The organism is Microvirga soli (assembly GCF_016734765.1).
GTDB classification, from domain to species: Bacteria; Pseudomonadota; Alphaproteobacteria; order Rhizobiales; family Beijerinckiaceae; genus Microvirga; species Microvirga soli.
In genome coordinates, this window is the sequence record NZ_JAERQE010000029.1 from 1 (window position 1) to 24,513 (window position 24,513).

Below are 24,513 nucleotides of genomic sequence, written 5' to 3' on the forward strand. Positions count from 1 at the left end.
TTTCGTAAAGCGTGTCTGGGGCATGGAGCACCTCCTGGATCATAAGAAGTGCTCTCCATTGTTCCGAAGCAAGACCAATGTCGTGCAACTCACCGGCACGGCCTCACGCATCAAAATCGCCAAGATGCAGGAGGTGATCAGCACACGTCCCGCCATTCAGGGCCTGATGCGCCACTTCATGGAGGCTCAGATGTCGCGCATCCTGCAGAATGTCGCCTGCAACGCCATCCACAGTGTGGAAACTCGTTGTGCTCGCCTGATCCTGAGCACGAGCCATCGCGTTGAGCAGGGGATGATCCCCCTCACGCATGAGTTGTGGGCGGATCGTTTGGGCAGCCAACGCTCGACCATCAGTGCGATCATGAAGAAGTTCGATACGTCTGGTTGGATCAAGCAGGGCCGGGGAGGGATTACCATCACGGACCCGACTGCCCTCAGAGAGGTCTCATGTGAATGCTATCAGACGGTTCACGACGTATTCGTGCGCCTGTTGCCCTACACCGCTGTCAGGCGATGAAGATACACCTCTTTGTCTAACCCACCGCAGGCTTCTTCTGTCCAGACTATAATGGCGCGCAGCTGCTTGAGACTGCGGGCTAGTTCCCAACAGCCCGGCGTGCTGAGGATCATTTCATCAGTTCCCAGATCTCTGGAGCACCTGCCGGCGCGCTCGGCTCAATGTATCGATGGTGACAAGGTTTCCGGTGATCGGATCCAGAAAGGTCATGGGCAGTTCTCTCTCGTTCAGGCATAGGGCCAACGCCGTGCGTCCACATTCGATCAAGTGGGATTGGAGTTGTGGTTACGAGACAGTTACTGCACTGGACGTTCATATCCCCAGAGCAGACGAAGGCGACCTATCCGCGCCCTGTCTGCTTTAGAGGTGAGACTGATCCGAAACCCAGCGGATTGCCTAGACCATCGTCGCGGCAACATCGTTAACGGACTGCTAACACGCGTCCACACTATTACCCGGTGCGGGTGCTCATCTCGTTAACCTCTTGGTAACCATCTTGAGCGCCGAATAGGGCTACTTACGAAGGGTATGGCTGTTTCTGCTCCAGTTGGCTCCAGCCTCATTCCGTGCTGCAGCCCCTTATCTCACTTGTGTCTGCGTGGGTGCCGTGCCTCCTCACGGCTTCTCTGGAGAAATGCCAGCGATGAAGAAGCCAAGGCCAAAACACACGAAGGCGAAGACAAAGCTCAGACAGGGCAGGGTGCTGGTGGTGACCTCCGGCAAAGGCGGGGTCGGCAAGACCACCTCGACAGCCGCACTAGGCTCGGCACTAGCGCAGAGCGGGCAGAAGGTGGTTGTGGTCGACTTTGACGTCGGCTTGCGCAATTTGGATGTGGTCATGGGCGCTGAGCGGCGGGTGGTCTTCGATCTGATCAACGTCATCAAGGGCGAGGCCAAACTCGCGCAGGCTCTCATCCGGGACAAGCGCCTCGACACTCTGTGTCTCCTGCCGGCCTCGCAAAGCCGCGACAAGGACAGCCTGACCGAGGACGGGGTGATGCAGGTCATCGCTAAGTTGCGGGCGCAGTTCGACTGGGTGATCTGCGACAGCCCGGCCGGGATTGAGACGGGAGCGATGCTCGCGATGCGGCATGCGGATGTGGCAGTCGTAGTCGTCAACCCGGAGGTCTCCTCGATCCGGGACGCCGACCGTATCATCGGCATGCTGGATGCCAAAACCTTAAAAGCTGAGAACGGGCAATCCATCGACAAGCATCTGCTCCTCACCCGTTACGATCCAGCCCGGGCACGGCGCGGTGAGATCATGACGGTGGAGAACGTGCTCGAGATCCTGTCCATTCCGCTGCTGGGCATCATCCCGGAGAGTGGGGAAGTGTTGCTGAGCTCAAATGTCGGAGCCCCGGTGACCCTGGGCGGCCCTGGCAGTGCGCCGGCTCAAGCCTACCGTGACGCGGCCCGGCGGCTGAAGGGCGAGGGGGCCGTCATCGTCACTCCGAGCGACAAACCTCGTCTGCTGCACAGGCTGTTCACCCGACGAGCGGCATAGACCTGCTCGAGGGTCTTGCAAGAGTGGGATCAGACGCTGTGGTGCAGAATATATTCTGAAGCGAACTCATGACGAGTTTGGATGAGAAGCACCAAGTATACTCGATCTTGACCCTACCTCGGCAGGTTCTTAGATCATCATCTTTCATGTTCACAATCAGCATATATTATGAAGCAAAATTCGAAACCTTTCTTGGTCGAGACCAAGAAGTCCCGCCTTCAAGGCCAGCGTACCCACCTCCCGCCAAGTCCTTTGTTTGCAACCGTCCCAGCTGAGGCCACAAAAGTCTTCCGGAAGGAAGGGCCTCAAGTGGTGCCTGAGCCATCGGCGGCCCCACGCATTCTGCCGAGCATCGTCGAGCCTGTGTGGGGCAGTTCCGAGCGCATTGAGATTGCCCGCCGCAAGCGTCCTTCACTGGACGCCAACCGAGAGCAGATGGATTCTAATCTGGATGCAAGCGCCTCTGAAGACGTAGCAGATGCCCCTGCCGCAGCGCCAACGAGTGCCGAACCGGCGACCGAGGGTGCTCGAGACGGCTCAGAGGACACTGGAGGTGTTTTCTACGTTCAGCCCGCACAAAGTGAGGGTGTGAGGGTCAAGTCACGGAAGCCACGAAAGAAGATTTCGGGAACTTCTGAACCAACAGCAGAGACAGTGATGACCTCTTCAGTTGTGTCATCGAAGGCGGTTCAGCGCAGGATAACGAAGCGTATGGCTGCCGCGGCACAACTTCCGCGCCAGGACCGTTGGAAAGGGCGCCTTCATCCCGCTGCCTGGTAAGTTCGCTACTCCGTCGGGTTTTTATAGCCACTTTGCAGCGCCGCGACCACATTCGCTGGTGGGACGCCACGATGCCACAGGACATACATGGTGCGATAGCGCGGTGGCGCAAGGCCAGCAGCACGGCACCCAGCAACAGCCTGATCATGCGCCTTGCGAATGCTGCCAAACTGCGCCGCATCGCCCTGCTTCCAAGCTGAGGGGCGACAGCTCAGGATGGCGCGCCAGATGATGACCAGCTTCAGGTGCGGAAAGCGGCGGCCCTTACGTGTGGTCTTCGGCCTGGAGGCCAGGCTCGGCCCATCCTTCATGCGTCCACGCGCCAGGGCGAAGCGACGCCGGAGGGCGCGGTGGAGGAGATCGCGGCCGTCATCATCCGGATCTGCACCACGGTGCTCCGCATCGCGCAAGGTCATCCTCAATCGTGCGATCCGCCAAGCCGGAATGACTTCGAAGGGCGCAGTGTTCATCTCATTTCGCCTTTGAGTCGTTGCTCTCCTACCATGCAGGGGCGGAACTGGTTCCATCCCAGGTTGCCCCTCAACTGCTGCCGGGCTCTTCCGGCGCATGCATTGGCTGCGGCTGGCCGGTGATGCGATTCCACCTCTGGGTAGCGGCTCCTCAGTTCCGCCAGCACGGCTTCAGCCGCGCGACGGTCATGCACGTCGGCCGGATGCACCAGCGTTAGGGTTCTTCCCTACCGTCCTTGAATTGCGTGGTCTTAGCACCGGATCGGGCGCATAATTGTGGGGCTGGGGTGGCCTCTTGGACGGGAGGAAGCAATGAGACAGCTTAACCGTCGCCATGCACTGCTCAGTATCGTCGCCGCATCTTCACTCGTACCTTCCGGCAAAGCTTTCGCTCAAGGAGCAGCGTCACGGGAGGGACGGGAGATTGCCCCCGGCGTTCGTCGCGTGGACTACACGAAACGTGAGACGATGATCCCGAACTATAAGACGGTCGCGATGCGGGACACGATCTACCAACTGGGCGCCAGCACCAGCAGCATGCCGAATGACATGGTCTGTCACATGCTCGAGGGCGAACTGACCGTCGACACAGGCTCGGGCGACAACCTCTACAAAAAAGGTGACGTGTGGTCGTGCGCCAAAGGTCTGCCGGAACGCAGCAAAAACACCGGCAGCGCGGTTGCGACCATGCGCATCATCGACTTTCTGCCCGCATAGCATCTTCTCGTGCTGATTTTGGATATGCCAACTGTAGGAGGAAACCATGACAGAGCTCATGAGCCGCAGATCGGCGGTCACGCTCGGTCTATCAGCCGTCGCCGTGGCGCCGCTCGTCGTGCCAGCACCATCCGCCAAGTCGGCGGGGATCCCAAACTATGGTCCCACTGACGGCAGGGAACTCAGCCCGGGGCGCCGACTAGTGGAGATTGGCGAGATCCCCTCTGAGATGGATGCCTACAAGAGCATCAAGGTCGTCGATGTGGTGTACCAATCCGGAGCCGCCGATCCCAAGGAAGCGGTAATGGATGTCGACATGATGTGCTACATCCTTGCGGGCGAGTTCAGCATCAAGAAGACGGGAAAAGAACCCTACACCGTTAAGGAAGGCGATTTCTACACCTGCGGGAAGGGCAAGACGGACAAGGCCACCAACATCGGTAAGGGGGTCGGGATTCACCGCATTGCCATGCTGATGCCTGCCTAAGCATGTGTCAGCCCTGACTTAGCGAGTAATCTCTAGCCGGCACGGCCGAGCCAGGGCTGCGCATTCCGGAAATGCCTTTGGCGAAGCGCAACAATGAGAGATCAAGGATTGGGCACGTGGGGCAACATGTATCCCGAAGGTCTCTTAATGGCACGCCTGAGACCGAAGGTCGAGGCAACAATCCTTGCTGAAGCGGACCTCCCGAAAGCTCAGGGAATCTCGGTTCCTGACCCGTTGCGGACCTTCAAGCCGCCAACAGCCTACACCGAGTAAGCACAAGACACCGTAAGATTACAGCGAGGCCTGACCGGCTCTGATTTGATATCGGCCGACCCACCAGAAAAGGTTGGTGATCGGATCACGAATTACATATTGTGCCGACATGCTCAACCAAGAGGAGGTTGCATGTTCTTCGTTGTGACGGGACAAGGACTGAATGGGCTGCTGGCGGTCACCTGCGAGACAGCGGCCGCAGCGGTCGAGAAGGCCCGTGCCTTTATTGCTGACGGAGTGCTCGACGTCCTCATCACCGATGCGGACGGGCGGCAGCATCTCCCTGGCGACTTCCACCGCCTCCTGCTTGGCACCCAATCCCTGTAAAGCTGCTTCAAAGCCCGACCAAGCTCCCGCGGAGGGCTTTCCCTGAAAGCCAAGCCAAGCTAGCTGGCGAAGAGGCGGTTCCTTTCCTTTGCAATCGAAGTCACCTGCATGAGCCACCTCACAGCAGCGGTCGGCCTCATCTCCCTGACTGTATCGTCTCTGCATGGGCGCAGACGCCAACCTTGTAATCCGGTATGGGAACCCCATATTGAACTTATCGACTTTGGCCGAACAATCGGGCCGTTTCGCCTTGGCATGCCAGGCGCACGTTCAGACACTCTCCCCAAACATCGACGAACCCGAGCACAGGGCCGCACTTCTGTGCGACCTCATGCTCACGTGCACTCACGCATAGCCTAAGGATACTCCCATGAACACGGGCACAGTAAAGTTCTACAATGACATGAAGGGCTTCGGCTTCATACAGCCGAATGATCGCAGCAAGGACGTGTTCGTCCATGCCACCGCTCTCGAGCGCGCCGGCATGCGCGGCCTCGTTGAAGGCGAGAAGGTTGCCTTCGACACGGCTGAAGACCGCCGCTCCGGCAAGATCGCCGTTAACAACATCGAGATGGCATAAAGTCGTCACTTCGGTGCCGGCTTACCTGCACCGAGCTATTGAGGCCGCTCCCATGAGGAGCGGCTTTTTTGTTTGCATGCGTGGCGCCGCCACTGCGCAGTCTCACACGGAAACCAAAATGCTTCACAAATACAAGATCCGTCAGATGGTGCGCCTCGTGCGTGCGCCGATTCCCGACAGCCGTGCCAGTGGCAGCGGCATCTACGAGGTAACCCGCCTCATGCCGGCTGACGAGACCGGCGAGGTCTCGTACCGGATCCGATCAGGTGCGACGGAGCGTGCTGTTCGAGAGCATGAGATCAGAGCATGAGCGGCTTCCGGGACAAAGGATTTTGCGACTGGCTGAGCACGGCCGAGAGCTGCCACTTCACCCATACCATACCGGAGTGGCGATGAACGAGTTTGAGGAGAACAAGGCGGACACCACTGAACGGGCCGTCGCCGAACGGCACATCGAGGCGGTTCGGCAGCAAGGCGGGATGTTCGTCGAGGCTGTCCGGCGGACCCGCATGCCGATGCTCGTGACTGACGCCACCCTGCCCGGCAATCCGATCGTTTTTGCCAACCAATCCTTCGTCGATCTGTCCGGCTACAGCATGGATGAGCTGCTCGGGCAAGACCCGCACTTCATGAACGGCGAAGGCACCGACCCTGATGCCATCCGGCGTTATGAGGCAGCGATTCTGGAGAGACGGGACGAAACCCTGGAGATCCTCCAGTACCGCGAGGACGGCAGACCGTTTCGGGCTATGCTGTTCGCCAGTCCCGTGGATGACGGCCAGGGCACCATCACCAATCATTTTCTCTCCTACCTCGATATCACCCGACGCTATGACGCCGAAGAAGACCTTCGCGCGCTGACCTCGGAACTGGAGACCCGCGTGGCGGCCAGAACCCGGGAACTGGAAGCCGCCAACACGAAGCTGTCGGCTCTGGTCACCGAGCGGGAGATGCTGCTGGTGGAGGTCAACCACCGGGCCAAGAACAGCCTTGCGATAGCCGCCTCTCTCCTCGCCATCCAGGGCCGACGGCAACCGGATCCGGCCGTGAGGGCCCTCTTCGAGGAAGCCCAGGACAGACTCAACGCAATGGCGCGGGTACACGACCTTCTCAGCAAGTCGGAGAAGGCTCAACGGATCGACGTGTCCGCGTATGTGGGAGACCTATGCGAGGCATTGAGGCCGATCACGGAAAACGATGACCGCATCCGTCTTGAGACAAAGATGGCGGGCGGGATCCTAGTCAACGCCGACACGGCGGTTCCGCTTGGTATCGTGCTCACCGAACTCATTACCAACGCCGTGAAGTATGCTTTTCCCGCACCACGGTCAGGGACGATCCTCATCCAGGCACGCCGCAGCCAACCAGGATGGGTCGAACTGGTCGTCCAGGATGATGGGATCGGGATGTCGAGCCTGCGGGAAGGATCGCTCGGCTATGGCCTCGTTCGGTCTCTCGTTCAGCAGATCCAGGGGGACATCGGCATTCGAAATGAGGCTGGGCTTGTGGTGACACTCACGTTCCCTGAGGCGTCCCAATAGGCGCCAGACCCCAGTCCGGCCGGACATCATCTTGGCCTTAGAAAGGTAGAGGATTGATCCCCATTCCATTCGACATTCCTGAGAAGAAACCTGACATTCGCGCGCTCATTCTGGTTGTCGAGGACGAAGCTCTTGTCCGTATGATGCTGGTCGATGTGCTGGATGATGCTGGTTTCAAGGTCATGGAGGCGGCTCACGCGGACGAGGCGCTCCATATTCTCGCGGCCGCTCCTGACGTCCAGGTGGTCGTCACGGACGTGGAAATGCCGCGCGGGAGCATCAATGGCTTCGAGCTGGCCCGCAGAGTACGGGAGGATCGACAGGACATTGGCGTTCTAATCTCCTCGGGACGCGTGGCTCCCGCACCCGGTGATTTGCCGGAGGGCACCTATTTCGTAGAAAAGCCCGTTAGCCCTGACCGACTGCTTGAGCTGATCCGGGCGCTACTCCTCCAGGGCTGAGAGCGCCACGGGCGAGCATTCCTGATTCTGAAGGAGCAGTATCGGCCTCTACTCTCGGTTACGGGCGATCTGCAAAGATTGCGTCGTTCCGGGCGCGCCATGCTTCGTCCGAGAGCCACTTGTAATCCTGATCGGGCATGTGCGGCACGGTCTTCACCTGCGCCTCGGGCATGGGAAGGAAGAAGCTGTCCCGCTCCTGTGAGACCTTGAGGGAGCGGATCGGCACGACAATGCTGTCCTTGCCGGGGGTGAAGAACCCTCCTGACGCCACAATCGCGTAGTCACGGCGATCCTTCGTGCCGAAGACGACGTTCCGGACCTCGCCCACGATCTTGTCGTCGGCGCTTCGCACCTCTGCGCCAATTATCTGATCCGCCGTCAAGCCAGGGGCAAGCTCGTCAATGTTGATAAGCGGCTTGGCATCCTTCCTGTCACGGCGCCCTTGCACTGCGCCACGCTGGATCTTGGGCTCGCGTGCGCCCATCTGCTTCTCCGCATCCTCCTCGTCGTTGCCACCCAAGGAGTTCATTGGAGGGCCAGAGAGGAGCTCGCGAATGTTGCCCACGAGGCGCTCGCAATCGTCATGACGTCCGTAAGACCAGAGGGTGATCGCGGCATCGCGCAAATTGCGCAGGTCACGAACTGTTTGGCGGTTGGCCTTCCCGCGAAGTTCTGGCCTTTGCAGGATGGCTTCTTCGAGTTTGGCGTCTGCGATCTGGCAATCTGCCATCGCTTGCGTGACACCGAGCATGCTGAGGAGAGCAATTGTAAGGAGAATTGTCGGCGTTTTCATAGGTGGTCCGATCTATAGGAAAGGCAGGTTGCAAGACAAAAGCTGCCTTCTGGCGCCAGTCACACATGTCTTGAGCACTAAGCTGCATCGCGACGTTGGTGCAAATCATGCGGTCGATCCAAGACTGGTGCTGCGCTGATGCAAGCAACTGGTTAAATAATTGAAATAGTTTAAGAATATTTCTCTAGGTATCATACATGATTTCAGCGGGGATGATACGTCAAAATACTTTGTGGTTATTTATTGTGCTCCGCATATGCCCTCAATAAGCCACTGTATGGATCGTATTCATCCGGAAGAAAACGCAGGAAGGACAGCGATATGGAACATCATGCCGATGAGACACAGGACCGCGTGAGGCAGCGCGCCTACGAGCTCTGGGAGAAACACGGCAGCCGCGAAGGCCATGAGGCACAGTTTTGGCAGCAAGCCGAGCGTGAGCTGAACGGTGAAGCGAGCAGTAGCGACACCAGCAGAGGCGTCACCGCGAACGCTCCCTCCGCCAGGAGCGGCTCCGGATCGGACGGTCCCGGCAAAGTGTGACGACAGAAAGCGCAGAGGTTCATGTTAGGCGGATGAATCCCGAGACATCCCTCTGCGCGATCTTCGTGGCTGGTCCGCGCGTCACGCATCTTCTTGCTCATGATCTCGACACGTCGACGCGTTGAATACAGTTCCTTCAGCAGGAGATGCGTGAAGACGCTAGCGCTTGGCGCCCGACAATTTTGCAGGTGCGCTGCCTTTGCCTCGGTTGGCAAAGGTTGAGACCGTCGCGACCGCAGTCTTTGGCTTTTCCTTCTTCGGCTTCTTAGCCTCACGGTTGCCGCGTTGTTCGCCCTTGGCCATGGCTTGTCTCCATTGTTCGTCAGTTCATTGAGAAAAGATAAGCTCAGTCGTGAGTCGAGTTTGTAATGAGGTCGTCTGGCCGCTCCAAGTAGGACACTCTCGACGAGTGCACGTTGAGGATGGCGATGACGGGCGTGGCTTGCCCGAGCTCGTATGCCACCCCGCAGCCAACGCGAATCTGCATGATCTCTCTTTCGTTACAGAGCAGAGTGAGATTCAGCTTACTTCTGATCATGGTTGATCCTGGCCCGGATTGCGCCGGCAGACACCCCGGGTGTGCTTTTCGATGGCCGCCAAAGCGGTGTCGAGGGATGCGAAGGGACCATGCTCGATGCCGAGCATGGTCTCCAAAGCATGGCCACCCGGTTGGATTGTGAACTGCTTAGCGGATGCTTCTGTGATCCGTCCCATCGGACGGCCGAGCAGGTCGGTCAGGCTCCATACCTTGCCATCAATCGTTGGAGTAACGATGATATCCAAGCTTACCTCCGGTTGCGGCGCTGCCGATGGAACTGTCTGAGCCCTCGGTCTCCTTACCAAGGCTTGCAAACGCGGTGTGTTCCGTGCGCTCACGGCTTCGCTGGTCCAGCAGAAGAGGCCACACCCGAGCTGTATTTGGCTAGGCAAGCAGCGCTGGCAGGATGTCGATTATCCAGCCCTCCATTTCATGAAGGCCAACTCGGTAGGCCGATCGTCCGATCAGGACCCGTGGGATCCGGAAGCATCCCGCGCCAGTGCTGCATCGAGAGCGTCCGGCGCGACAGGGATCGCTTGGAATGACCCTGCCCCACCGTGGGTTAGGGGAAGAAAGATCACTGTTGCAACACGGCGGTAGGCCAAGAAGGATAAACCCTCGATAGGTTCCTCGTCTGTCTGGACCGTGTAGCTCCCGGCCAGCTGGGTCTCGTCTAATCCATCCAGCGAGAAGGGTCGCGCGAAGCTGATCGTCTTGGATGTGGTGCGCAAACTCATGGCCATTCTCCGTGGTTCAAGTGGGGGCAGCCTCGACACCGACCTTGTCAGTACAGGCAACTGCGACGAGGCGATTGCCTTCAGATGTTCCGGGTATAGTTGCCCAGCCATTCTCCATAACTGTGTCGCTGCGCTCATCGGAGGAAGCTCCTTTCAGGAGTGCAACCCGCTCCGCGAGTTGCGGATCACGCTTGGATTGGTCGACGCAGATCGAAGCCAGCGCTGCGACCACATCGGTTCGCGATTGCTCTGCGGCCATCTGCCGGGCCGTGCCGCCCGTTGCCCAACCACTCCAGTTGAACCCGATCATAGTCACTGCAATTGCGTCGAATGCCACGCCATGCAGCCCTGGTTTCAGCCATACCGAGGCTCTTATGAGATTATCTTTCGGATCAGGTAAGAAATTATCTTCTCACCAGAAGCAATTAGTATCACGAATATTTCTACATGTGTGGTTTTATTTTTGGTATTAATCGTATGACGCTTAGTTTTCGAGCTTTGAGACTGCAACAACTCAGTTTTTAATGCGGCTTGGCCATCTGGCGGATGACTTAATGACAGTGTCAGGAAGATAAGGTTTGGAGAGAAAAGCAACCTTCTGCGACAAGTCGTCGGGGCCAGGGCGTACCCTCCCTGAGGTGACAACAACCCCGATCCCTGGCCAGGGCTCTTGAACCATGCGGGCCGGTTCAAGGCTGTCCATCGAGCTGGGCATCTCTATATCCGTGACCACCGTCTGCACGTCCGCGGGGGCCCCAACGACGGTCACAACCTGGTCGGCGTTCACTGCCTCAAAGACTCTGAAGGTCTGATCTTGGCACATCTGAGACATTGCGATTTCATCAGCTTTGAAGGGTAAAGCGGACATCTTCAGCAGAGAATTTCCGGAATAGGTTTTCTTACCCTGTGCTGCCTACATGGCACTCAATGAGCAGGAAAACGGTTCGACAGGCTAGTCAGGGCGAGCAATGGCGCTGATTGAGCATTGCGAGGCAACAAACTGGGAGAGGAAAGACCTCCCTCAAATCCAATATGGCATCCGCGGCTTCATGTGGTTCGGGAACTTCGCGCTCATGAGCGGTTCTGCGGACGTGAAAAGCAGTCTTCGACGGAATGCTGGAGGCGTCTCCACGATCTCGATGTCCCGTGCTATGGGTTCCGCGGACCAGAAGTCGGGAATGCCATTGCCCATGAATGGCTCTTCCTGTGTCCAGCGAGGCACCCTGAGGCTCCAGCGCTGGGCCAGATGCTCCCCGATGGCACCGATCCACGCGTCGTTCCAGCCGAGTTCCAGCGGCGCGGGCGCCGGATCGAGCATCGTCTGCTGGGTATCCCTGCTGGGCTCCAGGTAAAACGCCTCCTGGAACTGCCACATCGCGTAATGAAACCAGTCTGGGTTTCCGCGAATGAGTTCAGCGACATCGGCCAAGCACTTCGGCCTGAACTTCAATGGCGGTCCCAGACTGAACCGATCGAGGCCCATCTCGAAAGCTGACAGCTTGTGTTCAACAACCTTCCGCAAGTCACTGTCCTCATCCGTCCTCCTCTGGATGTACGGCATGACAAGCTTTCTTAGGCCCTTACCCGTCCTGATGCCGGCATCGGCTGCGATCCGGAAGGCTCCCTCCAGGTCCTCGACAGTGGTGTCGGGCATTGGACGCATGGTGGCCAGGAACACCATCGCAATCAGGAGGCGGGGCGGAGCCGCCAGCACCCGGAGCCCGGGCCTCTCCCATGAGGGATACATCCCGGTGGGGAAGTCCCCAGACTGCGGGGTGCCATCCCGGCACACTCTAGGCAGGAGGCGCTCGACCCAGCCATCCGGAAGCCATACGACCTGTCCTACCCGGTCGCAGGCCTGTCGGATGGGACCATTCTTGCCGTCGAAGGAGATGTCGACCTGTTCGATGGGGTTGCCGTCATCGTTCCATCCGTAGCGCAGGAGGAAGACGTGGCCGGAGCAGACCATGATCTCGCCAAGCATTCTCCGGTCGCGGAGCTCCTCGCCTACGAGGTTCAGGGCCTTGAGGATAGGATCAGGATTGACGAGCGAGAAGACGGACATCGCGTGACGCCTTGCCGGGGATCGCCCTTTCCAATGCGATTTCTACATCATGGTTTCCGAAAACAACGGGGTTATTTCCGAGGCAAAATAACCGTCCTCGCGGTTTCTCATCAGCCTATCAGCCTCGCTCCGTTACGGGGTAACGGCTGATGGCGCATCCCACCCGCCCTAGAGAACCGAGTAAGGAACCCAGTACCTAGAAGGTGCCGGGTCTAAGCCGCTGGTATATCAAAGTTGATGGTTACTCATGCCTGAGCAACCTCAAAGGAGGCAGGCGACACAGATCAGGTCAGCATAGAGCTGATCAACACTCTGGATCAGGAGATAGAAAGGACTTGCGCATACTCCCGCGCCAGATCCAACCACATTGTGATCATCAGATCTCCTCACACATCATCGCGTTCGCTGCCATTGCGGCCGTTGAAAGCAAGGCGCAGGAAGGCCTCAGCGGTAGGGACGGGAACACCGTATGTCTGCTCCCCGATGCTGTACTCCCGATCGCACCGGATTTGTTCTACTGATAAGGCAAGGTCCTACTGCCATAGGAAGTGATGATATAGGCACGCGAAGGGACGGGGCAGCACGCGATTTCTTCCGGGTGGGAGCGGAGGAGGCTCGTCCCGTATCAATCCTCTTGATCAGGCGGGGAAGGTGCCATCGGCCGGAGCGGCTGTCACGAAAGACGAGTACAGGACCTATGAACCGCTACTGAGCGCTCCTCGACGTCGACAAGGATGAAGCCGTTGAACTGGTGAATGTCAGATAGAGGAGGCTGAGCGTCGACTCCTGAACAGGAGACCCCAGATCAAAAGGGGGACGATCGCTCCAAGGACAGCTACTATCAAACCGGTGCTGTCCTCCGCCTGATACCAGCCTGCCTCTTGCCCCAGATATGAGGCTGCTATGGCGCCGATCATGCCAAGGAGGCCGGTCAGCATGAGCCCGAACGGTCCCTTTCTGCCGGGTATAACCAGTCTAGCGATGACGCCGGCGGCCAAGCCGAGCGTCACGGTCCACATGATGCTCATGAGAGCTCCTGCCGAGAGACATCGTCCAGAGAGTCAACCCTAGTGTCCGGTCAGGGTTGTAGCCAGGATGCTGCCATCCCGCACATGGTTAGCAGTGTGAGGCAATAACTCTGCCTCAGGTCGGCCGCGGCACGAAGAAAACAGGACCGCTGATCTCGCGAAGGTCCATCAATGGCACGTCCCAGATGTGGACCGAACTTTCGCTTTGGACAGGAACATAGGACGGCGCTCAAGGTCCGCGAATTTCAATGCCTGACCCAACGCGGACTTTCAGGTCCGCTCGCTTAGCGCGACACCAAGCTAAAGTGCTCCCGCAGGCTGACAGATTGAAAAAAGCAGTTCTTGCGCTGCTTCGCTTGCAGGTCTCTCATGGGGCTGGCACCGTACCCTGATGGCACACCCCCCTCTCTCGGGCGAGACCGCCTCCCTCGCAGCATGGCTTCACCAGCAGGCGCTGACGGGAGCCACTGCTGAGACAATCCTCGAAGGATTATGCGGGCAGGCGCTTGCCCTGGGCCTCGATCTGGATCGAGCGGTTGTCGCCTACCTTGTGCTCCATCCGCAGTTTGACGGCATGACCTTTACCTGGACCCGGGAGACAGGCCGGGCAGAGCGTCAGGCCGCCACACAACCGGATATCCGACGCTTGCCCTCGCCCTTCCTGCACATGCAGACCACTGGCACGGAGGAGTTGCGGTACCAGCTCAATGATGGTGGGGAGCCGCTCCCGTTTCCGCTCCTCAGTCATCTTCGCAGCTTGGGCTTTACCGACTATCTCGCCTTCTTCCAGCCGTCCGGCAGCTCTGCGGATCCGACTCTTTGGCCGGATTTGGCGCCTGGGACTGTCATGCGCGCCGGCGTGACAGGCTCCTTCAGCACCGCTCGCCGCGATGGGTTTACCGAGTGCGAGCTGGAGGTCCTCCGAGCCCTTGTTTTGCCATTTGCAGTCGCGGTCAAGGCTGCGGCGACGGTTGACATGGCAGAGATCCTCCTTGGCACGTATCTCGGGGCGGTTAGCGGCCGGAGCGTCCTGCACGGCCATGTGCAGCGCGGCCACGGCCGCCGCATCCACGCCGTGATCTTGTACAGCGACATGCGGGACTCAACAGTCTTAGCTGCCAGCGCATCGCCTGAGACCTACCTCGCGACACTCAACGCATACTTTGACTGCGTCGTTGACGCGATCGATGCCCAGGGTGGCGAGATCCTGAAGTTCACGGGGGACGGCGTGTTGGCGATGTTCCCCTTCGAGGAGGGCACGCAAGCTGGGACGAACGCCTCTGGGCTTGCGCTCGCGGCAGCACGGGATGCTCTCGGTCGGCTAGGAGACGTCAACGCCCATCGCGCCGCGACCGGGGCGGGCGAGATCCGCTGCGGCATTGCCCTCCACGCTGGGGACGTAATGTATGGCAACGTGGGTTCGGCGCGGCGCCTCGACTTCACGGCCACGGGCCCTGCCGTCAACGAGGTCTGTCGCCTGGAGGCCCAGTGCAAAGCGCTTGCTGTGTGCCGCTTGTGATCTCAGACGTCGCCGCATCGCTCTACGGCGGCCCCCTCCAGTCGCTCGGATGGCACGAGCTCCGAGGGGTGGGACGGGCCATCGAAGCCTTTTCGCTACCTGAGCTCTGCGGGAGGCCCAGCACCTGACGTCAGGTGCCACCCGGATAGGAACCGGTCAACACGAAGGTCCGCCAGTGGCACGAGGCAGACGAAAGCCGAACTTTGGTAGTTATAGGGTAAGCTGACCTTCATAAGGCCAAGCCCAACGGCTCAGTTTGATCCAAAGACGACCTTCAAATGCCAAGCTCCTATGCGACCCTGATGCACCTTGCTAGCAGCGAGAGAACCTTCCCTCCACACTACTTGAGTCGTGACCCATCATGAGCCAGCGGACCTGCAGGCGAAGAGTCGCGATCAAGGCTTGTGGGTGCTCTCGTTGCCCCAAGCTGGAGGTTCAGCGCCAGATGATATGTTTACGATAGGCCCGTCGAGGTCAGGGTGTTCTCAGGCTTGGCCTCGCGACCGATGAAGCAACTGCGGGCGTTTGGGTGGCAGCCACCGGCGTCAGGCTCGAAGGTGGCGCGCACAGGCCGGCCATGTGGATCAGGCCATACCCATAGGTCGGATCCCATCCGGGTTTGCCGAGATCGCGGGTGTGCTGCTCCAAGTGAGCCTGAACCGCTTTAGCGTGTAATTGCGGGTTGGAGGCAAGCAACAGGCCTGCGGCGGCTGACACGAAGGGGACCGCATAGGACGTTCCCGTCCTTATGGTGCCGCTGCCCTCGGACGAGGCCGTCCAGACATTCACCCCAGGTCCTGCAAGGTCGATGTAGGCACCCTGTGTGGCACGGCGATAGACGTTCAAGTCCTGATCCACCGCCGTGACCGCGATGACACCGGGAAAGGCCGCCGGATACGCCGGCTCCGCGCCGGCACCGTTGTTGCCCGCAGCGGCAATGACCACAATGCCCTCGCCTTGGGCTGCCTCAATGGCGTTTTGGAGAACTGCGTTGGCCGGGCCTGACAGGCTCAGGTTGATCACCCGCACGCCGCGCTCGGCCAAGGCTTCGATGGCCGACACAAGCGACATCACGTCAGTCCGATCGGCGGTGCCGCCGTCGCGGTAGAAGGCATCTACAGCAACGAGCTTCGCCTCCGGCAGTAGGCCCGGCGTTGAGCTCCCCGAACGCCCTACCAGGAGAGCGGCAATCGCGGTGCCATGCTCCGGCAGGGATGCGTCAGCATGGAGCGCAGGACGGGCCAGAACCTCAATAGCTTGACCCTTGAGCGCATCGTTGTCGAGGTTGATGCCGGTGTCGATCACACCAATGAGGGGCGTCGGGCCGCATTGGGTGGCGCGGGCTGCCGACCAGCTCACCAGAGCAGTGGCTTGGCACTCGGCGCCGGTGCACGTCCCCAGGTGTTCATCGAGATAGTAGAAGTGGTCGAAATCGGTCGTGGCACCCGCATCGACCAACTGGATGGCTTGCCTGGCCTGGATCGGGGAGGTGCCTTGGGGCGCGCGCAGTCGGACGATCTGTGCGGTCATGCGGCCTGCGGTCTGGGTCTCGATCTGAAAACCTTGCGCGGTGAGCCGGGCCAGAGCGTCGCGCGACAGGCCTGAGGCCACAATGGATTCCGCGGCCTGCCGCGGCTTGGGGCGGGGGTCGACATCGTCGACCACGATAGAGGTGCCAGTTTGCACCACGGCCGTCGGGCTTGTGTTCGGTGTTATTGCTGGCGCTGGAGAGGCCGCCTGGCCTTGGCTTGACGCCTGTGGGTTCGAGGCGGGATTTGTGCCTCGGCCCGTTGAGGATGAAGAGGGACTCGCAGGCCTCGCAGGGGCTTGGCTTGCTGTTTGCGGGTTAGATGTTGGGACGGTGCTCTGACGCGTCGCTGGCGGGCTGGGAGGAGCTACTGCTGGAACGGCCTTGGTCGCTGGTGACACCTGTGCTGTCGTTGGGGCCGGAGGGGGGAGCGGCGCTTGGACTGGTGCCGCCCGATTGGCAGGGATCGTGCCCTTGCCCTTTTGGATTGGGGTGCTGCCTGCCACAGCCTTGGCGCTGGCCCGTTGGCTGTTACTTGCCTTGCTGGCTTTCGCGGAGCTCCCGATGCTTCTGCCAGCGGTCGCCTTGCCGCTGGCCTTCGCGGCGGCAGCGCCCTGCGCCCCGGCCTTCCCGTTCTTGCCGGCTGGGATGACCCAATCGTTGACTACGCTGCTGCTGTCGTTGCTCTTCTTGCCACTGATCGCATCAGCGTTCGAGCTCTTGCCTCCAACCCCACGGCTGCTGCCTCCGGTTTTGGAGCCGCCCTGACTGGGGCCGAGGCCGCCTGCGACTCCCCCGCCAGGACTGCTGCCGTTGCCGCGACCGCTGTTGTTGCCAACGGTGCCTCCGAGCCCTCCCGCGGCCCCGATGCCACCTCCGACGATGCCACCGCCACCTGAGCTGTTGCCGCGGCTGCCTCCGTTGCCAAGACCACTGCCGCCGCTGTTGCCAACGCTGCCTCCGAGGCCGCCACTCCCACTATTGCCAAGACCACCGCCGACGCTGCCGCCGGAGCTATTGCCATGGCCAGTCCCGCTACCTAGCGCTCCGCCACCGATGCCTCCAACGCCCCCGCTGTTGCCAAGGCCAGCTCCGCCGCCGAGGCCACCATCATTCGAGCTTCCTTTGCTCCCGCTATTGCCGTTGCCGCCGGGGCCTGCACCCCCTCCGGCTGCACCACTGCCGGCACTAGCTCCGCCACCGCCGGGACTGCCATCGCTGCCTTTGCCGCCGTTTCCTTTGCTGCCACCGTCACTGCCTTTGTCGCCACCGTTGCCGTTTCCTCCACCGTTACCATTGCCGTTCCCGCCGCCATTCCCATTACCATCACCACCCTTGGCAAGCGCAGACCCGTTGAGGATGGGAAGGCTGAACCCATGGCCGAGATCCAGTTGAACGCAGAGGGGCAGGGCAGCGGCCGTGCCTGCAATCGTAACAAGGATATGTTGCCACCAGCGTGCCATGATCATCTCTCGTGACCGGCGCTTCGGCGCCTGCTAACTGCGCCACAGCCATGCGTTAGCGCACCGACGAATTCACAGGTGCGCCAAACAAAGTACTGACCACCCCGCGTGTACCGTATTCGAGATGAACGAAAGCCATCAAATCACTTATTGTGTCGAACCCTAAGCTTGGCAATAAACGGCCAATACGCGAAGCGGAAGAGACAGTAGCCTCTGCAGGGTATCGGTCGCTGCAACCCATCAATGCAAAGGGATCCTTATCAGGCGGTCGGACAGTGAGTTCGTGAACAAAGGGCAGTTAGCAAGCCCGGGTCACGTCCCTATCGAATGCAGCGGCCCGCGTGGTCGAGCTGTTCTCGTGTCAGTGGAGGATTTGTGCCACCGGTGCTGCTGATGAAGCCGCTGTAGCCAAGGAGTTCCGATTGGGCACCAACGATCCCTGCCTCCATGCCCCCGTATGGGAGGGCCATGTTTGGGCAGATGGAGGGGCCACGTAGACCCAAGCCGAACCACGCACGACGCTCTCTGTTCAAGCGTCGAACGGCCTCAAAAGGATCATCCTCCTGAATTGCCGATGGGGGTGCATGGCGAAGCCACAATGCAGGTCAGTAATGAGTAGCTGATCGCGTGCTCCGCCCTAGGCGCAACATAGTCTGTGAGCATGGCGCCTCCAAGGGACAGATTAAACTAAAACCAAGACACGAAGATCAGCGCAGGCGCGTCTGACCGGCGCAATTAAGGGAAAAGCCATGCTTCGGTTATCACTCATGTCCATCATCACAATTGCATTGTTGGCAACTCAGCCAGCCTTTGCCAAGGGCGGCGGTGAAGGGGGGAACGGTGGCGGTAATGCCGGTGGCGGTGGTCAGGGCAATGACAACGGTGGCGGCAAAGGGGGCGGTGGCTCCGGTAACGGGAATAGCGGTGGTGGTCAGGGAAGCGGGAACAGCGGGGGTAACGGCAACGGAAACAGCGGCGGTGGTGGAAGTGGCGGGCGAGGTGGCGCACAGGGCAATGGAAGTAGTGAAGGCGGGAGAGACAGCGGAAATAACAGCGACGGTGAGAGGAGTAGTGGAAATAGCGGCGGCACCAGCGGCGGTCAGGGCAATGGAAATGGCGGGGGTAAAGGCGGTGGGGGCGCTGGAGGCGGCAGTAGTCAGGGTGCTGGGAACAGTGGCAGTGCCAACCCAGGCAATGGAGGCAGCAGCGCAAACGCCGGGGGAGGTGGCAGGGGCAATGGGGGAGCTGGAGCTGGCGTCGGCCAAGGGGCTGGGAACGGCAGCAGTGCTGGCAGCGCTGGAGGTGGCGGCAAGAGCGGTGGCAGCGCTGGAGCTGGTCGTAATCCGAGCGCCGGGACCAGTGGCAGTGCCAGCCAGGGCAATGCAAGCGGAGGCAGTACTGGTACCAGAGGCCCTGGGAGCGCTATAGGCACAAGCAGTCAGACCAGCAACAACGGCAGCGGAAAACCGGGAGGAGCGTCGGCTCCAGCATCCATATCCGCAGCACCAGATACGCCAAGCACAACGAGTTCCCGCGCAGCACCGGCCGAAGTAAGTTCACAACCGACGCCAACTGCGGCAAGTACACGAGCAACGCGAGCTGTCGCAGCTTCAACAACTGTGACGGCAACATCGCCATCCCTTAGTGTCAGCAGAAGCAGTACCGCCTTGGCCTTGCCGTCCTCCCTTGTGCCACGTCTTGAAACATCAGGCTCAGAAACTGCAAGCTTTGTGGAGCCACTCGTCCGGCGGGTCGGTGTTTCAAGCCGGATTGTCCAGGCCTGCCGTACCTCCATTGTGACGGCAGCGCTTCCGTACGGGGCTGTGCAGGTGGATGCAGCCAGTGTCGGGCAGGCGAGCCGCACACCAGACGGAGGGCTCACGGCCCCCATCGCTGTGAGAGTTGTTTACGCCCGGGCGAGTTCACGCCAAGTCCGCCGATCTCACGTGGCATGCCGGCTCAACGCTGCCGGCACAGTTGTGGCTCTCCGCTGATGAGGTGTCCGCCGGGCAGGCACAGGCTCTGTCTCACGGTGAATCTTCCGAACTATAGAGGCGGAGTGTAAGTCTACCCATGGTAGTAGGCCAGAGTTTGAGGTGAAAGCCAACCAGCTGATTCTCAGTCCGAAGCGTAAGTTGCAGCTGATAGACGCCATCCTAAACGTCTGTTCCTGGCACCTCCCGGAAGTAAGCCGCAGGTCGGCTTAGGGCAGAAAAAGCTGACATTCCCGAAAACCAAGGATCGTCGCTGGATGACCCAGAGCTGTCCTTCGTACGTCAACTCTCTGGTCACCACCTGTTATGCCAAACATTCAGGCACTTGGGTGCATCAATGGAGCAAGGGCGTCGCTCCTTGTAACAGGGCGGGACCATTGTTCCGGATCGCTGCATACGCCTGTACAGGTCTGGGGAGGCCCCGGGAAAAAGCCCAGATCCGAGGGTTGTCGGCGCACTAGCCGCCGTAGCGGCTCTCCGCTTGCACGGCATGCCTTGTCGGTCGAGAACTACCTCGGCCAGCCCGCATGGAGGCGGAACCGCCGTGCTCGAGACGCTGCGGTCAAGAGTGCTGAGGAAGAACGCTCATCTTTTGGCGGAAAATGGCTGACAAATTGCTTCGGACGGCTATTGTCCACCTGAGGCCTCTGCCATGCGGAACCGTCCACATGTTCCAAGGTCTAAATGACCACAGGCCGTTCTGTCGAGGTAAGCCCGATCATGTCGATGACGTCGCAAGCGAGCAGCAATGCAGTGCTCGAAACCGCTGCGCCTGTGGCTGCGACCGACGAAGTGAAGGCGATTGCGCTTCAGCATTTCGGCATTCGCGGCGACCCAACCCGGCTGCCAGGCGAGCGGGATAGCAACTTCCACATCAGGACAGAGGACGGCAATCATTTCCTCCTGAGGATCAGCAATCCTGTCGAAGACCGACAGGTGACGGGTTTCCAGACCAAACTCCTGCTGCACATCGAGCAGACCGACCCCTCGTTGCCTGTGCCGCGCATTATCGGATCCGTCGAAGGCACGCCCGAAATCATCCTCGCGCTTCCGGGTCAACCGCCAAGCGTCGTGCGCCTCTATACGTTTCTCCAAGGCGTCCCCCTGCACAAAACACCGTCCAGCCCACGCCAGCAGCGGAACATGGGCGGAGTGCTCGCCCGGATCGATCTCGCCATGCGGGAGTTCCAGCACCCGGCTTCGAACCACGAGCTGATGTGGGACATGAAGCATGCCCACCGCCTGCGTCCCCTGCTAGTGCATATCGAGGACCTGCAACGGCGGGCTCTGGTGGAACAATTCGTCGACCGATTTGAGCAGTTCGTGCTACCCGCCATACCGAACCTGCGCACGCAGGTCATCCACAACGACCTGAACCCGTACAACGTGCTCGTGGCAGACTGCGATCATGATCGTGTGACCGGCGTGATCGACTTCGGCGATGCAGTGTTGGCTCCTCTGGTGAACGATCCCGCGGTCGCTGCCGCTTATCGGAATGTGGATGCCAGACATCCCCTTGAAACTGTCTCTCAGTTCATTGCCGGATACCATGCCGTTCTTCCGCTTGACGACGCTGAGTTCGAGATCCTGTTCGACCTCGTGGCGACGCGCATGATACTGACGGTGTTGATCACAAGCTGGCGCGCCGCAATACAGCCGGAGAACCGCGAATACATCCTGCGCAACGTGCCGTCAGCCTGGGCAGGGTTGGAACGACTCGCCGCCTTGGACCGCGCCGAAGCGCAAGCCTACCTTCGTCGAAACAGCTGCCCGGAGTGACCGATGTCCATGATCAACGCCTATGATCCCGCCAAAGCCACCGAAGTTGGTGCACGCGAGCAAGAGATCATCGCCCGTCGCCAGCGCCTGCTCGGGCCCGCCTACCGGCTGTTCTATGCCAACCCGGTCCATGTGGTGCGCGGGGAGGGCGTTTGGCTCTATGATCCCGATGGCCGGACTTATCTCGACGTTTACAACAATGTGGCGTCTGTCGGCCATTGCCATCCGCACGTCGTTGCTGCGCTGTCCAAGCAGGCGTCCATCCTCAACACTCATACCCGCTACCTCCACGACATGGCTCTCGATTACGCCGAGAAGCTTCTCGGCTATTTCCCAATCGAGAACCCGCAGGTGATGTTCACTTGCACGGGCAGCGAGGCGAACGATCTGGCCTTGCGGGTGGCCAAAACGCACACGGGTGGCACCGGCGTCATCATCACCGACTTCGCCTACCACGGCGTTACGAGCATCATCGCAGAGATGTCGCCTTCGCTCGGTACTGGGATGCGGCTCGGGGATCACGTGCGCACCGTGCCGGCACCGGACCAGTACCGAACGAACGGGCAGGACGTGGGCGCAACCTTTGCGCAGCATGTTCGCTCCGCTATCGAGGATATGAGATCCCATGGCATTCGGCCCGCAGCGTTGATCGTCGACACGATCTTCTCAAGCGACGGCGTGTTCTCGGATCCGGCAGGTTTCCTGAAGCCAGCGGTTGAGGAAATCCGCAAGGCCGGCGGGATTTTCATCGCGGACGAGGTCCAGCCCGGTTTCGGCCGCACAGGTGAGGCCATGTGGGGCTTCCAGCGCCATGGGATCGTGCCCGATATCGTGACCCTCGGAAAGCCCATGGGCAACGGTCATCCTGTAGCCGGCATGGTGGCAAAGCCTGAGGTTCTGGACGAGTTCGGGAAGCGCGCGCGCTATTTCAACACCTTCGGCGGCAATCCCGTTTCCTCGGCAGTCGGTATCGCCGTTCTGGAGGTCATCGAGCGGGAAGGGTTGGTGGAGAACGCCCGCAGCGTGGGCATCTATCTCCGACAAGGCCTGCAGGATTTGGCTAACCGCTACCAGATCATCGGCGATGTGCGCGGGGCCGGTCTGTTCGTCGCCGTAGAGTTGGTGCGGGACCGCGCCACCAAGGAGCCCGCGCCGCAGGAGACGGCGGCCCTGGTGAACGGCCTGCGCGAGCGGCGCGTGCTCATCAGCGCGACGGGACGTGCGGCGAACGGCCTGAAGATCCGGCCGCCGTTAGTCTTCTCGAAGGCGAACGCCGACCACTTCCTCTCTGCCATGGACGAGACCCTGGCTGGTATCGTCTCTCGGGCCTAAGCATCCCGATAAACAGCAAGCGACCGGCGCTGCCGCCGGTCGTTGAAGGTTTAGTTTCTGCCGGTCGGGAGATTAGATCGGCCCGTTCTTCAACAACTGCTCACGGCTCCAGCGGAGGGCGGCCGCGCGGCGATGCCCTTCGAGACCTTCGCTCTCGCTCTGGCGGCAGGCAGGCGGCGCAACCGCCGCAACACCGCGCTCGTCAAGCCACTGGTGCGTGCAGACTTTCACGTAGGAGCCGACCCACAAGCCACCTGTGTAGCGGCCGGCTCCCATGGTCGGCAGCGTGTGATTGGTGCCGCAGCACTTGTCCGAATAAACCACGCTGGAGAGCGGCCCGATGAAAAGCGAGCCGTAGTTACGCAAATTCTTGGCAGTCGCATGCGGATCGCGCGTGTGCACCTGCAGATGCTCTGCCGCGATGAAGTCCGAATACGCGATCATCGCCTCCTCGTCAGCGCAGACGGCGATCTCTCCATAGTCGCGCCAGGCTGGGCCGGCGACGTTTGCCGTCGACAAGTTCTGCAACTGGCGCTCAACTTCAGTGAGAGTGGCCTCAGCCAGCTTCCGGCTCGTGGTGATGAGGCCCACCCGGGTGCGGATGTCGTGCTCGGCCTGTGCCAGAAGGTCCACCGCGATCATCTCCGGATCGCCCGTCTCGTCCGACACCACGAAGATTTCACTGGGGCCGGCAAGCTGGTCGATGCCAACAGGGCCGAACACCTGGCGCTTCGCCTCGTTGACGAAGGCGTTGCCGGGGCCCACGATCTTGTCAACGGCCGGCACAGTCTGCGTGCCATACGCCATCGCGGCGATCGCCTGTGCGCCGCCGATGCGGAAGATTCGGTCGGCCCCGGAGAGATGGCATCCGGCGATCATGGCCGGGTGGGCAGTCGGCGGAAGGCATGCGATTACCTCCTCGCAACCAGCAACCTTCGCGGGCACGATTGTCATGATCGGAGCAGACAGGAGGGGATAGCGACCGCCAGGCACGTAGGCGCCGATGGATTTGATCGGGATAACGCGGTGCCCCAGGTTGAGGCCCGGCAGGGCTTCGATCTCAAGGGGTAAGATGGTGCCGAGTTGAGCCTGTGCGAATACGCGGACGCGCTCGATGGCGAACTCGGTGTCCTGTCGGGTCTGCGGATCAAGGTTGCGCACGGCCTTGGCGCGCTCTTCGTCGGTGACTTCAAAGGCGGCCACATCGACCTTGTCGAACGCGTTGCCGTACTCCCGCACAGCCACGTCCCCCCGCGTCCGCACTGCGCCGATGATATCACGAACGGTGGCTTCGATCTCGCGGTTGTCCGTATCAGCGTTACGCTTCGGAGCTTTGAGATGTGTGACCTTTTCGGTCAGAGTCGACATCGATCGTAACATTGTTTGTTCCTTTTGGCCGGGCCCAACTCTCGATGATGTGGTGGCGCTTCTCAATTGGCTCTGACCCTCTTGTTCAGTATTCTAACCATGCGTAAGGTGGCGAAGGCGATGGGCAGCCCGGGATTTGTCCAAACCGGATCAGGTTTCGACGGGC

General features: G+C 60.3%; 27 protein-coding genes. 15 read left to right on the forward strand and 12 right to left on the reverse strand.

The window, feature by feature from the left end; genetic code table 11:
• Together JKL45_RS20180 and minD are read left to right on the forward strand one after the other, a co-directional pair.
• Positions 1-517: Crp/Fnr family transcriptional regulator (locus JKL45_RS20180; RefSeq protein ID WP_210345848.1), on the forward strand; the 517-nt coding region annotated here is incomplete at its 5' end.
• Between the two features lie 643 nt (positions 518-1,160).
• Entirely contained in the window at positions 1,161-2,024 is an 864-nt protein-coding gene (gene minD, locus JKL45_RS20185; RefSeq protein WP_201863379.1) for a septum site-determining protein MinD, read from the forward strand.
• 785 nt (positions 2,025-2,809) lie between these two features.
• On the opposite strand, the gene JKL45_RS20190 is transcribed toward minD, so the two are convergent.
• Complete coding sequence (locus JKL45_RS20190) at positions 2,810-3,274, reverse strand: hypothetical protein (protein WP_201863380.1); 465 nt, start codon at positions 3,272-3,274, stop codon at positions 2,810-2,812.
• A gap of 312 nt (positions 3,275-3,586) precedes the next feature.
• Between JKL45_RS20190 and JKL45_RS20195 the strand changes: the two genes are divergently transcribed.
• From JKL45_RS20195 to JKL45_RS20225, 7 genes are all read left to right on the forward strand, one after another.
• Positions 3,587-3,991: a cupin domain-containing protein gene (locus JKL45_RS20195; protein ID WP_201863381.1), complete on the forward strand. Its 405-nt coding sequence runs from the start codon at positions 3,587-3,589 to the stop codon at positions 3,989-3,991.
• Between the two features lie 46 nt (positions 3,992-4,037).
• Complete coding sequence (locus JKL45_RS20200; protein ID WP_201863382.1) at positions 4,038-4,478, forward strand: hypothetical protein; 441 nt, start codon at positions 4,038-4,040, stop codon at positions 4,476-4,478.
• A 405-nt stretch (positions 4,479-4,883) separates the two neighbouring features.
• Positions 4,884-5,078, forward strand: coding sequence for a hypothetical protein (locus tag JKL45_RS20205; RefSeq protein WP_201863383.1), 195 nt, complete (start codon positions 4,884-4,886; stop codon positions 5,076-5,078).
• A gap of 370 nt (positions 5,079-5,448) precedes the next feature.
• Complete coding sequence (locus JKL45_RS20210) at positions 5,449-5,658, forward strand: cold-shock protein (RefSeq protein ID WP_201863384.1); 210 nt, start codon at positions 5,449-5,451, stop codon at positions 5,656-5,658.
• Between the two features lie 118 nt (positions 5,659-5,776).
• Positions 5,777-5,968, forward strand: a complete 192-nt coding sequence (locus tag JKL45_RS20215; RefSeq protein WP_201863385.1) for a hypothetical protein — start codon at positions 5,777-5,779, stop codon at positions 5,966-5,968.
• A gap of 82 nt (positions 5,969-6,050) precedes the next feature.
• Entirely contained in the window at positions 6,051-7,199 is a 1,149-nt protein-coding gene (locus JKL45_RS20220; RefSeq protein ID WP_201863386.1) for a PAS domain-containing sensor histidine kinase, read from the forward strand.
• A 53-nt stretch (positions 7,200-7,252) separates the two neighbouring features.
• A complete protein-coding gene (locus JKL45_RS20225; protein WP_312896996.1) occupies positions 7,253-7,660 on the forward strand; it encodes a response regulator in 408 nt (135 codons plus the stop codon).
• A 58-nt stretch (positions 7,661-7,718) separates the two neighbouring features.
• Here JKL45_RS20225 and JKL45_RS20230 read toward each other — a convergent pair whose 3' ends face one another.
• Positions 7,719-8,453, reverse strand: coding sequence for a PRC-barrel domain-containing protein (locus JKL45_RS20230; RefSeq protein WP_201863387.1), 735 nt, complete (start codon positions 8,451-8,453; stop codon positions 7,719-7,721).
• 321 nt (positions 8,454-8,774) lie between these two features.
• Between JKL45_RS20230 and JKL45_RS20235 the strand changes: the two genes are divergently transcribed.
• On the forward strand, positions 8,775-8,996 hold the full coding sequence (locus JKL45_RS20235) for a DUF2934 domain-containing protein (protein ID WP_201863388.1): 222 nt from the start codon (positions 8,775-8,777) through the stop codon (positions 8,994-8,996).
• A 159-nt stretch (positions 8,997-9,155) separates the two neighbouring features.
• Here the strand turns inward: JKL45_RS20235 and JKL45_RS20240 are convergent, their stop codons facing one another.
• From JKL45_RS20240 to JKL45_RS20270, 7 genes are all read right to left on the reverse strand, one after another.
• The gene (locus tag JKL45_RS20240) at positions 9,156-9,299 is read right to left on the reverse strand and encodes a hypothetical protein (RefSeq protein ID WP_201863389.1); all 144 of its coding nucleotides are present in this window, start codon (positions 9,297-9,299) and stop codon (positions 9,156-9,158) included.
• A gap of 43 nt (positions 9,300-9,342) precedes the next feature.
• Entirely contained in the window at positions 9,343-9,483 is a 141-nt protein-coding gene (locus tag JKL45_RS20245) for a hypothetical protein (protein ID WP_201863390.1), read from the reverse strand.
• Positions 9,484-9,530: 47 nt separating this feature from the next.
• The gene (locus tag JKL45_RS20250; protein WP_246498724.1) at positions 9,531-9,779 is read right to left on the reverse strand and encodes a hypothetical protein; all 249 of its coding nucleotides are present in this window, start codon (positions 9,777-9,779) and stop codon (positions 9,531-9,533) included.
• Positions 9,780-9,998: 219 nt separating this feature from the next.
• Entirely contained in the window at positions 9,999-10,271 is a 273-nt protein-coding gene (locus tag JKL45_RS20255) for a hypothetical protein (RefSeq protein ID WP_201863392.1), read from the reverse strand.
• Between the two features lie 16 nt (positions 10,272-10,287).
• Entirely contained in the window at positions 10,288-10,608 is a 321-nt protein-coding gene (locus JKL45_RS20260; protein ID WP_201863393.1) for a hypothetical protein, read from the reverse strand.
• A gap of 684 nt (positions 10,609-11,292) precedes the next feature.
• Positions 11,293-12,336 (reverse strand): hypothetical protein, encoded by a 1,044-nt coding sequence (locus JKL45_RS20265; protein ID WP_201863394.1) that lies wholly within the window; start codon positions 12,334-12,336, stop codon positions 11,293-11,295.
• Positions 12,337-13,094: 758 nt separating this feature from the next.
• Positions 13,095-13,364 carry a GlsB/YeaQ/YmgE family stress response membrane protein gene (locus JKL45_RS20270; RefSeq protein WP_201863395.1) on the reverse strand — a complete coding sequence of 90 codons (270 nt, stop codon included), beginning with the start codon at positions 13,362-13,364 and terminating at the stop codon, positions 13,095-13,097.
• Between the two features lie 391 nt (positions 13,365-13,755).
• On the opposite strand from JKL45_RS20270, the gene JKL45_RS20275 reads away from it, so the two are divergent.
• On the forward strand, positions 13,756-14,883 hold the full coding sequence (locus JKL45_RS20275) for an adenylate/guanylate cyclase domain-containing protein (protein ID WP_201863396.1): 1,128 nt from the start codon (positions 13,756-13,758) through the stop codon (positions 14,881-14,883).
• 474 nt (positions 14,884-15,357) lie between these two features.
• Here JKL45_RS20275 and JKL45_RS20280 read toward each other — a convergent pair whose 3' ends face one another.
• Complete coding sequence (locus JKL45_RS20280) at positions 15,358-16,569, reverse strand: S8 family serine peptidase (RefSeq protein ID WP_201863397.1); 1,212 nt, start codon at positions 16,567-16,569, stop codon at positions 15,358-15,360.
• Between the two features lie 279 nt (positions 16,570-16,848).
• On the opposite strand from JKL45_RS20280, the gene JKL45_RS20285 reads away from it, so the two are divergent.
• Positions 16,849-17,310 carry a hypothetical protein gene (locus JKL45_RS20285; RefSeq protein ID WP_201863398.1) on the forward strand — a complete coding sequence of 154 codons (462 nt, stop codon included), beginning with the start codon at positions 16,849-16,851 and terminating at the stop codon, positions 17,308-17,310.
• 140 nt (positions 17,311-17,450) lie between these two features.
• Here JKL45_RS20285 and JKL45_RS20290 read toward each other — a convergent pair whose 3' ends face one another.
• Positions 17,451-17,789 carry a hypothetical protein gene (locus JKL45_RS20290; protein WP_201863399.1) on the reverse strand — a complete coding sequence of 113 codons (339 nt, stop codon included), beginning with the start codon at positions 17,787-17,789 and terminating at the stop codon, positions 17,451-17,453.
• A gap of 925 nt (positions 17,790-18,714) precedes the next feature.
• Here JKL45_RS20290 and JKL45_RS20295 point away from each other — a divergent pair.
• From JKL45_RS20295 to JKL45_RS20305, 3 genes are all read left to right on the forward strand, one after another.
• Positions 18,715-19,302 carry a hypothetical protein gene (locus JKL45_RS20295; RefSeq protein ID WP_201863400.1) on the forward strand — a complete coding sequence of 196 codons (588 nt, stop codon included), beginning with the start codon at positions 18,715-18,717 and terminating at the stop codon, positions 19,300-19,302.
• A 1,286-nt stretch (positions 19,303-20,588) separates the two neighbouring features.
• Positions 20,589-21,647 carry a phosphotransferase gene (locus JKL45_RS20300; RefSeq protein WP_201863401.1) on the forward strand — a complete coding sequence of 353 codons (1,059 nt, stop codon included), beginning with the start codon at positions 20,589-20,591 and terminating at the stop codon, positions 21,645-21,647.
• Between the two features lie 3 nt (positions 21,648-21,650).
• Positions 21,651-22,979: an aspartate aminotransferase family protein gene (locus tag JKL45_RS20305; protein ID WP_201863402.1), complete on the forward strand. Its 1,329-nt coding sequence runs from the start codon at positions 21,651-21,653 to the stop codon at positions 22,977-22,979.
• Between the two features lie 72 nt (positions 22,980-23,051).
• Here the strand turns inward: JKL45_RS20305 and hisD are convergent, their stop codons facing one another.
• Entirely contained in the window at positions 23,052-24,347 is a 1,296-nt protein-coding gene (gene hisD / locus JKL45_RS20310; RefSeq protein ID WP_376771054.1) for a histidinol dehydrogenase, read from the reverse strand.
• Positions 24,348-24,513: the final 166 nt, after the last annotated feature.

Excerpts from the sequence above, each read along its gene's own strand:
- JKL45_RS20235 (WP_201863388.1), top strand. The coding sequence starts at position 8,775 with ATGGAACATCATGCCGATGAGACACAGGACCGCGTGAGGCAGCGCGCC.
- JKL45_RS20270 (WP_201863395.1), bottom strand. The coding sequence starts at position 13,364 with ATGAGCATCATGTGGACCGTGACGCTCGGCTTGGCCGCCGGCGTCATC.
- JKL45_RS20265 (WP_201863394.1), bottom strand. The coding sequence starts at position 12,336 with ATGTCCGTCTTCTCGCTCGTCAATCCTGATCCTATCCTCAAGGCCCTG.
- JKL45_RS20300 (WP_201863401.1), top strand. The coding sequence starts at position 20,589 with ATGTCGATGACGTCGCAAGCGAGCAGCAATGCAGTGCTCGAAACCGCT.
- JKL45_RS20245 (WP_201863390.1), bottom strand. The coding sequence starts at position 9,483 with ATGCAGATTCGCGTTGGCTGCGGGGTGGCATACGAGCTCGGGCAAGCC.
- JKL45_RS20240 (WP_201863389.1), bottom strand. The coding sequence starts at position 9,299 with ATGGCCAAGGGCGAACAACGCGGCAACCGTGAGGCTAAGAAGCCGAAG.
- JKL45_RS20255 (WP_201863392.1), bottom strand. The coding sequence starts at position 10,271 with ATGAGTTTGCGCACCACATCCAAGACGATCAGCTTCGCGCGACCCTTC.
- JKL45_RS20195 (WP_201863381.1), top strand. The coding sequence starts at position 3,587 with ATGAGACAGCTTAACCGTCGCCATGCACTGCTCAGTATCGTCGCCGCA.
- JKL45_RS20305 (WP_201863402.1), top strand. The coding sequence starts at position 21,651 with ATGTCCATGATCAACGCCTATGATCCCGCCAAAGCCACCGAAGTTGGT.
- JKL45_RS20230 (WP_201863387.1), bottom strand. The coding sequence starts at position 8,453 with ATGAAAACGCCGACAATTCTCCTTACAATTGCTCTCCTCAGCATGCTC.
- JKL45_RS20220 (WP_201863386.1), top strand. The coding sequence starts at position 6,051 with ATGAACGAGTTTGAGGAGAACAAGGCGGACACCACTGAACGGGCCGTC.
- hisD (WP_376771054.1), bottom strand. The coding sequence starts at position 24,347 with ATGTCGACTCTGACCGAAAAGGTCACACATCTCAAAGCTCCGAAGCGT.
- JKL45_RS20205 (WP_201863383.1), top strand. The coding sequence starts at position 4,884 with ATGTTCTTCGTTGTGACGGGACAAGGACTGAATGGGCTGCTGGCGGTC.
- JKL45_RS20210 (WP_201863384.1), top strand. The coding sequence starts at position 5,449 with ATGAACACGGGCACAGTAAAGTTCTACAATGACATGAAGGGCTTCGGC.
- JKL45_RS20215 (WP_201863385.1), top strand. The coding sequence starts at position 5,777 with ATGCTTCACAAATACAAGATCCGTCAGATGGTGCGCCTCGTGCGTGCG.
- JKL45_RS20290 (WP_201863399.1), bottom strand. The coding sequence starts at position 17,789 with ATGGGTTCAGCCTTCCCATCCTCAACGGGTCTGCGCTTGCCAAGGGTG.
- JKL45_RS20200 (WP_201863382.1), top strand. The coding sequence starts at position 4,038 with ATGACAGAGCTCATGAGCCGCAGATCGGCGGTCACGCTCGGTCTATCA.
- minD (WP_201863379.1), top strand. The coding sequence starts at position 1,161 with ATGAAGAAGCCAAGGCCAAAACACACGAAGGCGAAGACAAAGCTCAGA.
- JKL45_RS20190 (WP_201863380.1), bottom strand. The coding sequence starts at position 3,274 with ATGAACACTGCGCCCTTCGAAGTCATTCCGGCTTGGCGGATCGCACGA.
- JKL45_RS20275 (WP_201863396.1), top strand. The coding sequence starts at position 13,756 with ATGGCACACCCCCCTCTCTCGGGCGAGACCGCCTCCCTCGCAGCATGG.